12 protein-coding genes are annotated in these 14,530 nt (G+C 67.4%); 8 read left to right on the top strand and 4 right to left on the bottom strand.

Translation table 11 applies throughout. The features are described from left to right. Window positions 1–3: 3 nt before the first annotated feature. Window positions 4–1,107, top strand: a complete 1,104-nt coding sequence (locus tag POR01S_RS02205) for an FUSC family protein (protein WP_042133459.1) — start codon at window positions 4–6, stop codon at window positions 1,105–1,107. On the opposite strand, the gene POR01S_RS02200 is transcribed toward POR01S_RS02205, so the two are convergent. After that, the gene (locus POR01S_RS02200) at window positions 1,047–1,532 is read right to left on the bottom strand and encodes a hypothetical protein (RefSeq protein ID WP_042133456.1); all 486 of its coding nucleotides are present in this window, start codon (window positions 1,530–1,532) and stop codon (window positions 1,047–1,049) included. The genes POR01S_RS02205 and POR01S_RS02200 overlap by 61 nt on opposite strands. A 495-nt stretch (window positions 1,533–2,027) precedes the next feature. Here POR01S_RS02200 and POR01S_RS02195 point away from each other — a divergent pair, with 495 nt between their 5' ends. The 5 genes from POR01S_RS02195 (at window position 2,028) to POR01S_RS02175 (ending at window position 6,306) form a co-directional block, all read left to right on the top strand. Next, entirely contained in the window at window positions 2,028–2,807 is a 780-nt protein-coding gene (locus POR01S_RS02195; RefSeq protein WP_007158910.1) for a transporter substrate-binding domain-containing protein, read from the top strand. Between the two features lie 102 nt (window positions 2,808–2,909). Beyond that, a complete protein-coding gene (locus POR01S_RS02190) occupies window positions 2,910–3,650 on the top strand; it encodes an ABC transporter permease (RefSeq protein ID WP_007158911.1) in 741 nt (246 codons plus the stop codon). Further along, the gene (locus POR01S_RS02185) at window positions 3,647–4,357 is read left to right on the top strand and encodes an ABC transporter permease (protein ID WP_007158912.1); all 711 of its coding nucleotides are present in this window, start codon (window positions 3,647–3,649) and stop codon (window positions 4,355–4,357) included. The genes POR01S_RS02190 and POR01S_RS02185 overlap by 4 nt, the downstream gene beginning before the upstream one ends. Window positions 4,358–4,394: 37 nt before the next feature. Next, window positions 4,395–5,507, top strand: a complete 1,113-nt coding sequence (locus POR01S_RS02180; RefSeq protein ID WP_007158913.1) for a succinylglutamate desuccinylase/aspartoacylase family protein — start codon at window positions 4,395–4,397, stop codon at window positions 5,505–5,507. 34 nt (window positions 5,508–5,541) lie between these two features. Further along, the gene (locus POR01S_RS02175; protein WP_007158914.1) at window positions 5,542–6,306 is read left to right on the top strand and encodes an ABC transporter ATP-binding protein; all 765 of its coding nucleotides are present in this window, start codon (window positions 5,542–5,544) and stop codon (window positions 6,304–6,306) included. Between the two features lie 70 nt (window positions 6,307–6,376). On the opposite strand, the gene POR01S_RS23960 is transcribed toward POR01S_RS02175, so the two are convergent. Continuing rightward, complete coding sequence (locus tag POR01S_RS23960) at window positions 6,377–6,508, bottom strand: hypothetical protein (protein ID WP_007158915.1); 132 nt, start codon at window positions 6,506–6,508, stop codon at window positions 6,377–6,379. Between the two features lie 469 nt (window positions 6,509–6,977). On the opposite strand from POR01S_RS23960, the gene POR01S_RS02170 reads away from it, so the two are divergent. Then, window positions 6,978–7,703, top strand: coding sequence for a TorF family putative porin (locus tag POR01S_RS02170; protein WP_027599811.1), 726 nt, complete (start codon window positions 6,978–6,980; stop codon window positions 7,701–7,703). Between the two features lie 3 nt (window positions 7,704–7,706). Here POR01S_RS02170 and POR01S_RS02165 read toward each other — a convergent pair whose 3' ends face one another. Further along, on the bottom strand, window positions 7,707–12,053 hold the full coding sequence (locus POR01S_RS02165) for a DEAD/DEAH box helicase (RefSeq protein ID WP_042133453.1): 4,347 nt from the start codon (window positions 12,051–12,053) through the stop codon (window positions 7,707–7,709). Window positions 12,054–12,106: 53 nt separating this feature from the next. Then, complete coding sequence (locus POR01S_RS02160; protein WP_042133451.1) at window positions 12,107–13,051, bottom strand: 2-hydroxyacid dehydrogenase; 945 nt, start codon at window positions 13,049–13,051, stop codon at window positions 12,107–12,109. Window positions 13,052–13,257: 206 nt separating this feature from the next. Here POR01S_RS02160 and POR01S_RS02155 point away from each other — a divergent pair, with 206 nt between their 5' ends. After that, the gene (locus POR01S_RS02155; protein WP_042133449.1) at window positions 13,258–14,487 is read left to right on the top strand and encodes a maltoporin; all 1,230 of its coding nucleotides are present in this window, start codon (window positions 13,258–13,260) and stop codon (window positions 14,485–14,487) included. Window positions 14,488–14,530 lie beyond the last annotated feature (43 nt).

Genomic DNA, 14,530 nt, shown 5'->3' with positions numbered 1-14,530 from the left:
CCCATGGCCGGTCAGACCGCGCCGCCGGTCGCCGATGGCGACATAGGGGCCCCTCGGGAACCGCGCTGGGCCCTGGCGCTGGCCTGCCTGCCGGCGTTGGCGATCATCCTGCTCGCCGGCGGCTGGACGGGTGCCTGGCTGCCCTGCGTGGTGGCCCTGGGCGGCGCCTATACCGTCGGCTTCGGCGCCTACAAGAGCTTTGCCGCCGAACCTCTGGCACCCATGCTGGTGGCGGCGCTGGGGATGGCCTTTTCCGCCGTGGTCGGCTCCCTGCTAGGTCATCAGCTGCCGGCGCTGGTCCTGGCCGGTGCCCTCTGGGCCGCCTGCTGTGCCTGGCTGTTCGCCGTTGGCAACGGCCCCTGGTGGATCACCCAGCAGTGGACGGTGGCCCTGCTGGTGGCCGGCGGCTTTCCCGGTGACCTGCAGCAGGCGCTGCTGCGGGGCGGTCTGGTGCTGGGCGGTGGGCTGCTGCAACTGGTGCTCTTCGCCTTGGTGCAGAAGGCGCTCTACCGCTCCCAGTGGCGGCTGCGCACCGGCTCCCTGAAAGCCCACCTCCACGAGGTCGTGGTGCTGTTCGCGGACAGGTTTCGCCTCGGCCGCTACGGCTTCTATGCCGCCGCCGTGGTCGCTCTCTGCCAGACCCTGACCGGCCTGCTGGAGTACGGTCACGGCTACTGGGCGCCCATGACCGCCCTGCTGGTGCTCAAGCCGCGCCTGGGCGACACCTGGCGGCGCGGCCTCGGCCGGTTGGGCGGCACCCTGGCCGGTTGCCTGCTGGCGGGCGCGGTGATCTGGCTCGATGACACCCCTGCCGTCCTGGCCGGCGCCTGCCTGCTGTGTGCGGCAGGTGCCTATCTGCTGCAGGACGGGCGCTACTCGCTGCAGACGCTGTTCATCACCGGCACCACGGTACTGATGGTCGCCCTGGCCGGCGCGCCCGAGGCCAGCATCGCCCGCGAACGGATCGGCAGCACCCTGCTCGGCGGCGCGGTCGCCCTGCTCTTTCTGGCGCTGGAGGCCGGCGTCGAACAGGGACTCGCCCGCCTTCAACGGCGACGTCGGTTGCGCCAGGCGAACACCAGCAACCCCAGCAAGGCGCCCAGGTAGCTGCCATCGTGCATCCAGGCCGCCAGCAGGAAACCACGACGATCCTGCACGCAGGCCGGCACCTGCAGGACGCTGCCCAGCTCCAGGGCGAGCCAACCCAGGCCCAGGCCCAGCAGGGCGCAGCCCAGTGCTCCGAGCAGCACGGCCGCGCTGCCGCGCCAGAGATAGCGGTCACCGGCAGGCCGCCCGCGGGCCAGCCAGAGCAGCGCCAGGCCCAGCGGCAGTCCGGCCACCGCGCCGGCCTGCAGGCCGACCCTGGCCGCTCGCCAATGAGGCACCAGCGCCGTGTCGAGCAGGCCGAATTGGGGAAATTTCAGGCAGGTGAAGTAATCCGGTCCCAGGCCATAGCTGACCTGATCATGCAGCGCCCCATAGAGTGCGGCCAGGGCGATCAGCGCCAGTAGCCTGCCCAGGCCTCGCGCCACCGGCTAGCCCAATGCCTTGTGGTAGCTGTGCCGGCCTGTCCCCAGCGGTCGCGGCAGAAAGCCGCAGTCTCCGTGGCCGGGCCTGTCGTCGAACCCAACTTGGTAGAGCACGCCAGAGGTCATCGCCTTTTCCCGACCGGTCATCTCGCCTCGCTCCCGTTTCCTTTGCACACAGCCGCACGCCGCTATTGCTACCGAGCAGATACGATGTCTTATCGAATCGGGTCTTCTGCTACCTTTCTGCCCACCTTTGGCGCACGCGTGTCTTTTTAGACCCAAAGCAGTGCGTTCGTCCGCCACGGGCAGGAAAGCCGCGCCTTTCCGGTGCATAATGCGCGCCGCTTGGCTGGGTCGGCTGCTACAGGATGTAACCAACGCGGCAACCGCGTACAGATTTGGGACGATCTTCGCCGACTGGTAAGCTTATTGCTCCCGCGAGGGCACGGGCGTCGTACTGGCGCCATGATTTCATCCACATTCGCACTAGGATCCGACATGAAAAAAAGCTGGCTGACTCTCTCTGCGCTCGCCCTGTGTCTGGCCGCCGGTTCGGCGATGGCCAAGGAATGGAAAGAGATCCGCTTCGGTGTGGATACCACCTATCCGCCCTTCGAATCCCAGGCCGCCGATGGCAGCTTCGTCGGCTTCGACATCGAGCTGGGCAACGCCATCTGCGAGAAGCTGGAAGTGAAGTGCAAGTGGGTGGTGAGTGACTTCGACGGCCTGATCCCCGGCCTGCGCGCGCGCAAGTTCGACGGCATCCTGTCCTCGCTGACCAAGACCCCGGCGCGTGCCGAGCAGATCGACTTCTCCGACCTGCTGTGGTCGGGTCCCTCCTCCATGGTCACCAAGGAAGGCGCCAACCTGCAGGCCACCGCGGAAAGCCTGAAGGGCAAGACCGTCGGCGTGCAGCAGGGCACCATCCAGGAAACCTTCGCCAAGCAGAAGCTGGCGCCCAACGGCGTCAACGTCCAGAGCTACCAGAACCAGGATCAGGTCTATGCCGACCTGGTGTCCGGTCGTATCGACGTCGCCATGCAGGACATGCTGCAGGCCGAAGGTGGCTTCATGAAGTCGCCCCAGGGCAAGGGCTACACCAACACCGCCATCCACGACGAGCTGCTGCCGGCCGATACCGCCATCGGTATCCGCAAGGGCAACGACGAGTTCAAGACCTTCGTCAACAAGGGCATCGCGGCCATCCACGCCGACGGCACCTACGACAAGATCCAGAAGAAGTACTTCGGCGACCTGAACCTCTACGATCCCAAGTAAGGTCGGTTCGGCAGACGCCCCCGGTGCCACCGGGGGCGTTTTACGTATGACCGTTGGCGCTCGTGGCGCCCGCGGCCTCACCAGGCGATTCTCCCAAGACGCATGCAGCAGAATTCCTTCGACTCCTTCTTGCAGTCCATCGGACTGGGCACGCTCAGCCTGCATGGCTACGGCCCGCTGATCCTGGAAGGCACCCTGACGACCCTCAAGCTCGCCGGCTTCGCGCTGATCGTGGCGGTCATCCTCGGCCTGCTCGGCGCCTCGGCCAAGCTGTCGCGCCTCGCACCCCTGCGCTTCATCGCCCAGAGCTACACCACCCTGATCCGGGGCGTGCCCGATCTGGTGCTGATGCTGCTGATCTTCTACAGCCTGCAGAACTGGCTGGGCGCCCTCACCGACTACATGGGCTGGGACTACATCGACATCGATCCCATGGCCGCCGGTATCGCCACCCTCGGCTTCATCTATGGCGCCTACTTCACCGAGACCTTTCGCGGCGCCATCCTCGCGGTGCCGCGCGGCCAGGGCGAAGCGGCCCTGGCCTACGGCCTGACCCGCTGGCAGACCTTCACCCTGATCACCTTTCCGCAGATGATGAGATTCGCCCTGCCCGGCATCGGCAACAACTGGCAGGTGCTGCTCAAGGCCACCGCGCTGGTCTCCATCATCGGCCTGGCCGATCTGGTCCGCGCCTCCCAGGAGGCCGGCAAGGGCACCTTCAAGCTGTTCTACTTCCTGATCGTCGCCGGCGTCATCTACCTGCTCATCACCGCCGTGACCAATGCCATCCTCGGGGCGCTGGAACGGCGCTATCACGTCGGCGTGCGGGAGGCCAAGCGATGATCGAACTCCTGCAGCAATACTGGAAACCGCTGCTGTGGACCGACGGCTACCACATCACCGGCCTGGCCATGACCCTCTGGCTGCTGGTGGCCTCGGTGGTGATCGGCTTCATCGTCTCGGTGCCGCTGTCGGTGGCCCGGGTCTCGGAGCGCCGCTGGCTGCGCTGGCCGATCGGCTTCTATACCTACGTCTTCCGTGGCACCCCGCTCTATCTGCAGCTGCTGATCTGCTACACCGGCATCTACAGCCTGGGCTTCGTGCGCGACCAGCCGATGCTGGGCAGTTTCTTTCGCGACGGCCTGAATTGCACCATCCTAGCCTTCGCCCTGAACACCTGCGCCTACACCACCGAGATCTTCGCCGGGGCCATCCGCAACACGCCCCATGGCGAGGTCGAGGCGGCCAAGGCCTATGGGCTGGACGGCTGGCGCCTCTATGTGCACGTGATCCTGCCCTCGGCGCTGCGCCGCTCGCTGCCGTTCTACAGCAACGAGGTCATCATGATGCTGCACTCCACCACCCTGGCCTTCACCGCCACGGTGCCGGACCTGCTCAAGATCGCCCGCGATGCCAACACCGCCACCTTCCTGACCTTCCAGGCCTTCGGCCTGGCCGCGTTGCTGTACCTGGCGGTGTCCTTCATCCTGATCGGCCTGTTCCGCCTGGCGGAGCGCCGCTGGCTGGCCTTCCTCGGCCCGACCCACTGACCCAAGCGGCCGCGCCCGGCGCGGCCCCGGAGTTGTCATGCGCCATCTCACCCATCCGCTGGTCGCCCCGGTCCCGGGCACCGAGCGCTGCATCCACAGCTTCCACTTCGGCCCTGCCGACAGCGGTCGCAAGGTCTATATCCAGGCCTCGCTGCATGCCGATGAATTGCCCGGCATGCTCACCGCCTGGCACCTCAAGCAGCGCCTCAAGGCGCTGGAAGCCGCCGGTGAACTGCTGGCGGAAGTGGTGCTGGTGCCGGTAGCCAACCCCATCGGCCAGGACCAGCAGGTCGCCGACGTCCACCTCGGTCGCTACGAGCTGGAGACGGGGCAGAACTTCAATCGCCGCTTCCGCGACATGACCGCCCAGGTGGAGGCCGTCATCGCCGAGCGCCTCGGCGATGACGTGGCCGCCAACCAGGCCCTGGTGCGCGAGGTCTTCCGCACGGCCCTGGCCGCGGAATCCGCCACTACCCAGCTCGACAGTCAGCGCCTGACCCTGCAGCGCCTCGCCTGCGACGCCGAGGTGGTGCTCGACCTGCACTGCGATTTCGACGCCGTGGCCCACCTCTACACCACGCCGGAAGCCTGGCCCCAGGTCGAACCGCTGGCGCGCTACTTCGGTTCCGAAGCCAGCCTGCTCGCCACCGATTCGGGCGGCCAGTCCTTCGATGAATGCTTCACCCTGCTCTGGTGGAATCTCAACCAGCGCTTTGGCGAGCGCCTGCCCCTGGGCAGCCTGTCGGTGACCCTGGAGCTGCGTGGCCAGCTGGACGTGCGTGATGATCTCGCCGCGGCGGATGCCGAGGCCATCGTCAACTACCTGCGCCACCAGGGCTTCCTGAGCGGCACCGCCGCCCCGCTGCCGCCGCTGCTGCAACCCGCCACGCCGCTGGCGGCCGTGGAGCCGGTGGCGACCACCCAGGGCGGTGTGCTGGTGCTCAAGGCCCAGGTGGGCGAGCGCATCGCGGTCGGCCAGGTGCTGGCGCACGTCATAGATCCGATCAGCGATCGCGTCGAAGAGGTGCGCAGCGCGGTCGCCGGCATCCTCTATGCGCGCTCCAATCGCCGCATGGCCACCGCCGGCATGGTGATCGCCCATGTGGCGGGCACCGAGGCCTATCGCAGCGGCTACCTGCTCTCGCCGTGATCCCTACCCCTTTTCTGCTGTGGAATCCCTATCCATGTACAAACTGACCGTCGAAGGCCTGCACAAGCGTTACGGCGACCATGAAGTGCTCAAGGGCGTGTCGCTCAAGGCCAAGACCGGCGATGTGGTCAGCCTGATCGGCGCCAGTGGCTCGGGCAAGAGCACCTTTCTGCGCTGCATCAACTTCCTCGAGCAGCCCAACGCCGTGACCATGACCCTGGACGGCGAGACCGTTCGCATGGCCGATGATCGCGGCGCCGTCCGGGTGGCCGATGCGGCCCAGCTGCAGAATCTGCGCACCCGCCTGGCCATGGTCTTCCAGCACTTCAATCTCTGGAGTCACCTGAGCGTGCTGGACAACATCACCCTGGCGCCGCGCAAGGCCCTGGGCGTGAGCAAGGCGGAAGCCGAAGACCGCGCACGCAAGTACCTGGACAAGGTCGGCCTGCCCGCCCGGGTTGCCGAACAGTACCCCGCCTTCCTGTCAGGCGGTCAGCAGCAACGGGTCGCCATCGCCCGTGCGCTGGCGATGGAACCGGAGATCATGCTGTTCGACGAGCCCACCTCGGCCCTGGACCCGGAGCTGGTCGGCGAGGTGCTCAAGGTGATCCGCGCCCTGGCGGAAGAAGGTCGTACCATGCTCATGGTGACCCACGAGATGGCCTTCGCCCGCGAGGTGTCTTCCCAGGTGCTGTTCCTGCACCAGGGGGTGGTGGAGGAAGAAGGTCCGCCGAGCGAAGTGCTGGTCAGTCCGCGGAGCGAACGCCTGCGCCAGTTTCTCAGCGGCAATCTGAAGTAAGCCCGGGTCCCCGGCCGGGGACCCTACGCGAACCCGGCGGCGCCCGCCGCTCGGATTCGCATCAGCGCGTTCAGCGGCGCTGCTGCTGACGACGACGCTGGGCAGCCAGTTGCTCGCGCTCGCGACTGGGAATCGGGATGGCCTTGACCAGACCGAGTCGGGCGAGCAGGTCCAGCATCAGAGCTTGTATACGGTCGTTCATGAAAACTCCTCGAGCCAGCGCTCAGTCAGGGACAGCCATGGCGGGCAGCGCGTGCTGCCCTCCTCCACAATATTGAGCCTTTCCCTGTCGATTCAATCCACTGGCGTGCGGTTGTTCGTCGCAACAGGGCTGCGCTTTGTCAAAAAGTGTGTCTTTTACTGGACGGCAGTGGCCTCGTGGATGCTCGCTCGCAGAGCAGTCGGTTGCCGATTGTTATCGGAACCCATATCAAATTCGAAGGTCTGGAGCCTAACGACGAGTTCAATTCTCGATCTGAAAACTGACGAATGGCGAAAAAATGCCTTCTTCGTTGGTTATCATCGAGGGACGATAACGGGTTAGCCGCGGTTTCTCATCCAATAACAACGATGTCATCAGGGTGTTCGCACCTCGATGTTCTCCCTGCTTGTTGTTATCCCCATCACATCCTTTCTCAAGTTTGCGTGACCGGCACGGCAGGAGTGCTCCCATGACCAGATCCTTACCTCTCTTCCTCGTTTTAGGGCTGCTGGCCAGTCCGGCGCTGGCGGCCAGCTGGGGCATGCAGCGCGAGGTAGGGGATTTCGATCTGAAGATGGGCACGGCGCCGTCACGCAGCATGGCCCAGGGACTGGTCGCACCGAACTCCGCCGGCATGGGCGGTGGCTTCGATCTCACCCACGACAGCGGGCTGTACTTTGGCCAGTGGACGACTAACAACGCCTCGTCCGCGGAAGCGCCGCTGCTGGAGATGGACACCTACGCCGGCTACAAGCACCGCTTCGCCCCAGGTTATGGCTACGAACTGGGCGTGATCAACTACAGCAACCTGATCCAGAACGTCGATCCCAGTCGCGAGCTGTATTCCGGGATGACCGTCTATGGCAAGCGCCTGGGCGCCGCCTTCGCCAATGACCCGGGGCGCCACAATGCCTCGGTCTATGCCGACCTGGGGACCCTGCCGCTGATCAAGACCGGTGTCTCGCTCAAGTACACCAACTATGTGCTGGACGTACCCACGACCCTCGACAGCGGCGGCATGGTGCGCAGCTTCAACGACTGGTCGGTGAATCTGAGTCGCAAGTGGGTGAATACCCTGTTCAACCTGACCTACAGCGGCACCAGCCTGAGAGGCGCCGACTGCTCGGTGTATTCGGGCCACAACACCTACTGCGACAGCGCCCTGATGCTCAAGGCCTCGCACCCCTTCTTCTAGTCGTTACTGCCGCAGCAGGCTGCGCCCGATGCCGACCTGAGGCCGTTCCCGTCCCAGTTGCTGCAGCGCCTGCCGCGCCCGCACCTGTTCTCCTGCGTCCAGCTCCACCAGCCAGTTGACCCTGGTTCCCACCCGCGTGGCGATCGGCACTCCGTCGCGATAAAGCAGGCGATTGCCGGCCACGGCAGGCACCTTGGCCCCGGGCAGCAGGGTGCCGACCAGATTGAGCGGATCCAGCGCCGAGACGCACACCCAGAGATCTTCCGCCGGACGCTGGCGCCACTCACGCAGGGGTGCGATGGCCGCCGGATCGGCGAATTGCTCGCCGGACAGACCGGCGATGAAGCGCCCGCCGCGGATTTCGCCGCGGGCTTCCAGGCGATGGCAGGCACGCAGGAGATCGCGCCAGGGCGGCAGGACGGCGCTTTCGCGCTGCAGCAGCTGCCAGCAGAGCACGCCATAGCGACGCAGCAGCAGCCCGACCAGCCGCTCCAGCAGCGCATCCGGCAGCCGCGCCTCGTCCGACGCCTCGGCGGGCCGCAAGGCGACCCAGCGACCGGCATCCTCCATCCCGCCATAGAGCGCCATGCGCCCGCGCCGCGAACCGCTGCGACCGCTGCCGCGCTTGGCCGCCGGCTGCAGCAGGGCGCGCAGGCCGGCGAAGCTGTCGGCGTTTACCGCACCGGCCCCTACCAGCTCGCCCAGGGCCGTCTCCAGCTCGCTGCGCAGCAGGCGCGCCTCGCCGAGCAATTCATCGAAAAAGGAGGCACCTCTGCGCGTCAGCACCTCCAGCACCCGTTGCGCCTTGGGTGACAGCACTTCGCTGCCGGCGGGCTCGGTCAGGCTGTTCCAGTCGGCCAGGTGGCGGCGCGGCAGCAGGACGATGGGCGAACCCTTGACCGGTCCGCCGCCTCCGCGCCCCGCCTGGGGCAGGCGCAACCAGACCACACGACCGGCGCGGCAGAGGTCATCGAGGTAGGTGAACTGATAGCTCGGCAGGCGACTGGGCAGGATCTCGCCTTCCCAGCCGGCGGCGGCGACCTCGAAGCCTTCCAGCAGGCCGATCACCTGCTCCAGGCCCTCATTGCCTCTCAGGATCGCCGGACCGGTCAAATGCTGGTGCTCCAGTAGGAATCTCAGGTAGTCGGCCAGGGCCACTGGCTCGATGGCCTTGCGCAACCGCCCCAGGGTATAGCGATGGATCCGCGCCAGCAGGTGGCGCTCGCACCATTCCCCGGCGCTGTCCGCTGCGGTGAAGCGTCCCTGCAGGACATAGCCTTCACCCTGCAGGGCCAGCAGCGCCGGTGTGAGCTGGGCCGACGGCAACCCTAGACTGGCGGCCAGTCCATCCTGGTCTACCGGACCCAGGGCGGTGAGGCGCGCGCGCAGCAGCTCCACCAAGGCCGCCTCGGCATCCGCGGGCGCTGCGAAACCCGGCGGCGCCTCGAGCGCCGGCTCGGTGGCGACGCCGGGAAACAGCGCCTGGAACAATGGCAGTCGCTCGGCCGCGATCCACAGGGTCGCCGCCGGCAGCCGCAGCCGCCCTGCCCGCCCGGCCTTGACCAGCTGGCGCGCCTGGGTCTGCTGCGGTGCGACTTCAGCTTCGGTGAGAAAGCCGATGCCCAGCAGGGCTTCGTGCAGGTCGTCGGCGCTTTCCAGCCGCGGCCAGGCTTCCTCCCGCACCAGGGCGATGGCCGCCGGATCCAGGGCGCCCAGTTCGTCGGGATCGGCACCGCCGAAGCGGCGATTCTGCACCGCCAGGGTCCGCCGCTCCTCGACGGGCGCGTCGTCCAGATAGGCATAGGGCTTGGCCGTGAGCACCTCGGCGGCCAGCGGCGAAGGTCCGGGCAGGTCGCGGGTCAGCAGGGTCAGTTGGCCCGCCGTGATGCGTCCCAGCAGGGCCAGCCAACCGCGGCTGTCGAGGGATTCGTGCAGGCAATCATCGAGGGTCTGGCGGACCAGTGGGTGCTCCGGCACCTGGCGCTCGCCGGCGAGATTTTCCAGACAGGCCACCTGATCGGGAAAGACCGTGGCCAGGAGGTCTTCGCTGCGCATGCGCTGCACCTGGGTGGCCACCTTGCGCCCGGCGCTGAAGCGCGGCAGCGCCAGGGCCGTGGTGGCGTTCCAGCGCCAGCGCACCGCGAACAGCGGGGCGTCGAGCAGCGCCTGGATCAACACGGTCTCGGCGGTGGCCGGATGCAGATAGCGCCAGACCTCATCGAGCACGAAGCTGTGGCTGGTCGCCAGCGAGAGGATCAGGGCGTTCTCGGTCGCCGCCGCCTGCAGCTCGACATTGAAAGTGCGGCAGAATCTCTTGCGCAGGGCCAGGCCCCAGGCACGGTTGATGCGGCTGCCAAAGGGCGCATGGATGATCAGCTGCATGCCGCCGGCCTGATCGAAGAATCTTTCCATCACCAGGGTCTGCTGGGTCGGCAAGGCACCCAGCGCCTGGCGCGCCCGACCGAGATAGTCCACCAGCTGGCGCGCTGCGGCCTCGGCCAGCGCATAGGCCGCGCCAATGCGGGCGACGGCCGATTCGGGCGGCTCGTCGGCGCCGGGCAGCAGGGGTTCGAGTTCCGCGCGCAGGCGCGCCAGACCCGCCGACAGCTCATCGCTGCGCCCCGGCGCCTCGCCGTGCCAGAAGGGAATGTTGGGCGGTTGCCCCTTGGCATCTTCAACCCGCACCTTGCTGCCTTCGATCTTGACGATGCGGTAGGCGGTGTTGCCCAGCTGGAAGACGTCGCCCACCAGGCTTTCAAAGGCGAAATCCTCGTTGACGCTGCCGACGGTATGGCCCTGGGGTTCCAGCAGCACGCTGAAATCGCCGCTTTCCGGGATGGTGCCGCCGCTCATCACGGCGGTCGCCTTGCCGCCGCGGCGGCCGCGCAGGAGTCCGTTGACCGCGTCCCGATGGACATAGGCGGCGCGCGGACCGCGGCGATCCGTATAGCCCTGACTGAGCATCTCCACCACGGCCCGGTAGTCGGCCTCGCTCAGCGCGGCATAGGGTTCGGCCTGGCGCAGCACGACCAGCAGCCCCGCTTCCGACCACTCCTGGCAGGCGACCTCGGCCACCAGTTGCTGGGCCAGGACGTCGAGCGGCGCCACGGGGATGTGCAGGGTATCCAGCTCACCGCGGCGCACGCAGTCGAGCAGCGCCACGCACTCCACCAGGTCGTCGCGCGAAGTGGGAAACAGCCGTCCCTTGGGTAGCCCGCCGACCTGGTGATTGGCGCGACCGACCCGTTGCAGGAAGGCGGCGATGGAGCCCGGCGAGCCGATCTGGCAGACCAGGTCGACCTCGCCGATGTCGATGCCCAGCTCCAGGGACGCGGTCGCCAGCAGCAACCGCAACTCGCCACGCTTGAGGCGCTGCTCGGCGTCCAGTCGCTGCTCCTTGGCCAGGCTGCCGTGGTGGGCGGCGACCTGAGCATTGCCGAGGCGATCCGAGAGCTGGCGCGCCATGCGCTCGGCCAGCCGGCGGGTGTTGACGAACACCAGGGTGGTGCGGTGCGCCTCGGCCAGTTCGGCCAGGCGGTCGTAAATCAGCTCCCAGGCCTGGGTGGACAGCAGCGCCTCCAGGGGAATGGGCGGCACCTCCAGCGCCAGGTCGCGGGCGCGCTGGTGGCCGATGTCGATTACGGTGCAGGGCCTGGGCTGCCCCTTGGCATCGCGGCCGACCAGAAAGGCGGCCACGGCGGCCAGCGGCTTCTGGGTGGCGGACAGGCCGATGCGCTGCAGCGGACGGCCCGTGAGGGCCTCCAGACGCGCCAGACTCAGGGTCAGGTGGCTGCCGCGCTTGCCATCGGCGATGGCATGGATCTCGTCGACGATAACGCCGCGCACGCTGGCCAGCATTCGCCGCCCGGAATCCGAACCCAGCAGCACATAGAGGGATTCGGGGGTGGTGACCAGCAGGTGCGGCGGTCGCCGGCGCATGGCGGCCCGCTCCTTTTGCGGGGTATCGCCGGTGCGTACCGCCGTGCGCAAGGCCAGCGGCGGCAACCCCCGCGCCTCCAGCGCCGCGCCGATGCCGGCCAGGGGTTCTTCGAGATTGAGGCGGATGTCGTTGGACAGGGCCTTGAGCGGCGACACATAGAGCCAGAGGCAGGCCTCGGGCAGGCCACCCTCCTGCAACGCTTCCTGCACCAGGCCATCGAGTACGGCGAAGAAGGCGGTCAGCGTCTTGCCCGACCCGGTGGGCGCGGCCACCAGCACCGATTCACCGGCGCGAATGGCCGGCCAGGCCTTGAGCTGCGCCTCGGTCGGGGCGGGAAAGCGCGTCGTGAACCAGCTGCGCGGCGCGTCGTGAAAGTCCGCCAGGACGGCGGCAGGCGAATTCGAGGTCATGCGCCCAATATGGGAGGGGCCATCCGGTGCCACAACCCAAGCCGACCGGCGGCTCAGGCGATGCGATTGCGCAATTCGCCCCCCTGCAGCATGGCCTGGATATTCGCCAGCATCACCTCTTGCTGGGCCTGCTGGGCCGAGGCCGCATTGGCCGCGACATGGGGACTGAGCACCAGGTTGGGCTGCTGGCGCAGGCGCTCGGGCACCTCGGGTTCGCGGGCGAAGACATCCAGCCCGGCGCCGGCGATCACCCCCTGCTCCAGGGCGTCGGCCAGGGCATCCTCGTCGACCACGCTGCCGCGAGAGATATTGACCAGATGGCCCTCGGCGCCGAGCGCGACCAGAACCTCGGCATCCACCGCCCCCACGGTCTCGGCGCTGGCGCGGACCGCCACCACCAGCACGTCGCTCCAGCGCGCCAGTTCCAGCAGGCTGCCATGGTAGGTGTAGTCCAGCCCTTCCCGCCTCGAGCGATTGAAGTAGCCGATCTCCATGTCGAAGGCCGCGCCACGCCGGGCGATGCGCCGACCGATCTCGCCCAGGCCATAGATGCCCAGGCGCCGCCCAGCCAGGCCCGGGACCTGGGGCATGCGCTCGACGGCGTTGCCCTGCCAGCGGCCGCTGCGGACGAAGGCATCGCCCTGCAGCAGGCGGCGCGCGCTGGCCAGGATCAGGCCAAAGGCAAATTCGGCGACGGCGGTGGCATTGGCATCACCCGCCGTGGTCACGGCGATACCGCGCGCGCGGCAGGCGTCCAGTTCCACGCCTTCGTAGCCGGTGCCGTAGCAGGCCACCAGCCGCAGCGCCGGCAGGGCATCCAGCAGCGCGGCGCGGGTCGGAAGGCCGCCGATGGTCAGCAGCGCCACGGCCTCCTCAGCTCCCGCGGGCAGCGCCGCGGGATCGGCCGAAGGAAAGGGCCCCAGGACCCGGTAGTGGGCTTCGAGCTGGGTCACCAGTCCCTGGGGCAATTGCGGGGCCATCAGAAGCGTCGGTTTCATTTTGTAATACTTTCCCTGAGGCAAAACCCAAGCGTCGCCAGCAGGAGCCACGGTCGTCAACCATTCTCTTTAGGCTGCCGCTTTCGGCAGTCTTGATCCGTGCCTCCGAACCAAGCCAAGTCCTTGATCGGTTGGGAAATTCGCGCAACTTGTCGAGCCGGGCCCAGGTCCGATCGGCGTCCGCCAACCACACAGGGATTTTCGGGATGACCAGAGTTCTCCGCCAGGCCGGCACCACCTGCTGTCTTGCCTTCCTTGCCGGCAGCCTGCCGCTGACCGCCACGGCGCTGGAATTCAGCGGCTACGGGCGAGTGGGTGTCGGCGGCTCCGCCGAAGGCGGCAAGCAGAGCTGCTTCCAGCTGCCCAGCGCACCCGCCAAGTACCGTCTGGGTAACGAATGCGAGACCTACTGGGAACTCGAAGTGCACCAGACCCTGTACAAGGGCGTCGATGGCACCGAACTCAAGGTGCACGGCATGGCCAGCCTCTACAACGTCTATGACCAGACCCCCACCTTCAGCGGCGACAACGGCAACGTGCGCCTGCCGCAGATCTGGACCAGTCTCAGCCTGCCGGCGCTCAATGGCGGTGGTCTCTGGGCCGGGCGTCGCTACTACAAGCGTCACGACATCCATATCAACGACTTCTACTACTGGAATCCGAGCGGCACCGGTTTCGGCGTGGAGGACTACGGCCTGGGCGACAGCGGCCTGCGGCTGAGCTACGCCTTCAGTCGCGAAGACAACATCGACCAGCCGGACAAGGCCAACCGCCACGACCTGAACCTGGGCGGCATCAAGACCAATCCCGGTGGCGAGATCGAACTGGGGCTGTCCTACATCCAGCGCGCCGGTCAGGTACAGAATGCCCACAGCGGCTGGTCGGCCACCGCCGAGCACAAACAGGCGCAATTCTTTGGCGGGGTCAACGTCTTCACCGTGCAATACGGTCGCGGGCCAGGCACCGGCCTGGGCGCGACCGGCAGCCTGACCGCCGATAGGGATTACGAGAGCCTGCGCGTGCTCGAATCGCCGCGCTGGCAGCTCACCCCGCGCTTCGGCGGCCAGTTGCTGGCGCTCTATCAGCGCGACCGCGCCCCCGGCGATGGCGGCCAGACCTGGTACTCCTTCGGCGTGCGGCCCAGCTATGCCTTCACCCGTCTGTTCAAATTGCAGGTGGAGTTCGGCCATGACCAGATCCATCCCGACAGCGGCGCCACCCGCAAGCTGAACAAGGTCACCGTGGCGCCGACCCTGGCGCTGGGCGGCATGGGGCTGATGGACCGGCCGGAGATCCGCCTCTACTGGACCTACGCCAGCTGGAACCGCGGTGCCCAGGATGCTGCCGTGGCCGGTACGGCGCTGTCCGACAGCGGCGCCTTCGGCGATGCCCGTCACGGCAACAACTTCGGCGTGCAGCTGGAAACCTGGTGGTAGACAGGGGCAAGCGAGACCGCCCGTCATAACCGGGCGAACTAAA

Source organism: Pseudomonas oryzihabitans NBRC 102199, from assembly GCF_000730625.1.
GTDB lineage: Bacteria > Pseudomonadota > Gammaproteobacteria > Pseudomonadales > Pseudomonadaceae > Chryseomonas > Chryseomonas oryzihabitans.
The sequence above is the reverse complement of the archived record's forward strand: the minus strand, read 5'-3'. Positions and strand labels throughout refer to the sequence as shown.

Excerpts from the sequence above, each read along its gene's own strand:
- POR01S_RS02205 (WP_042133459.1), top strand. The coding sequence starts at position 4 with ATGGCCGGTCAGACCGCGCCGCCGGTCGCCGATGGCGACATAGGGGCC.
- POR01S_RS02195 (WP_007158910.1), top strand. The coding sequence starts at position 2,028 with ATGAAAAAAAGCTGGCTGACTCTCTCTGCGCTCGCCCTGTGTCTGGCC.
- POR01S_RS02190 (WP_007158911.1), top strand. The coding sequence starts at position 2,910 with ATGCAGCAGAATTCCTTCGACTCCTTCTTGCAGTCCATCGGACTGGGC.
- POR01S_RS02185 (WP_007158912.1), top strand. The coding sequence starts at position 3,647 with ATGATCGAACTCCTGCAGCAATACTGGAAACCGCTGCTGTGGACCGAC.
- POR01S_RS02180 (WP_007158913.1), top strand. The coding sequence starts at position 4,395 with ATGCGCCATCTCACCCATCCGCTGGTCGCCCCGGTCCCGGGCACCGAG.
- POR01S_RS02175 (WP_007158914.1), top strand. The coding sequence starts at position 5,542 with ATGTACAAACTGACCGTCGAAGGCCTGCACAAGCGTTACGGCGACCAT.
- POR01S_RS23960 (WP_007158915.1), bottom strand. The coding sequence starts at position 6,508 with ATGAACGACCGTATACAAGCTCTGATGCTGGACCTGCTCGCCCGACTC.
- POR01S_RS02170 (WP_027599811.1), top strand. The coding sequence starts at position 6,978 with ATGACCAGATCCTTACCTCTCTTCCTCGTTTTAGGGCTGCTGGCCAGT.
- POR01S_RS02165 (WP_042133453.1), bottom strand. The coding sequence starts at position 12,053 with ATGACCTCGAATTCGCCTGCCGCCGTCCTGGCGGACTTTCACGACGCG.
- POR01S_RS02160 (WP_042133451.1), bottom strand. The coding sequence starts at position 13,051 with ATGAAACCGACGCTTCTGATGGCCCCGCAATTGCCCCAGGGACTGGTG.
- POR01S_RS02155 (WP_042133449.1), top strand. The coding sequence starts at position 13,258 with ATGACCAGAGTTCTCCGCCAGGCCGGCACCACCTGCTGTCTTGCCTTC.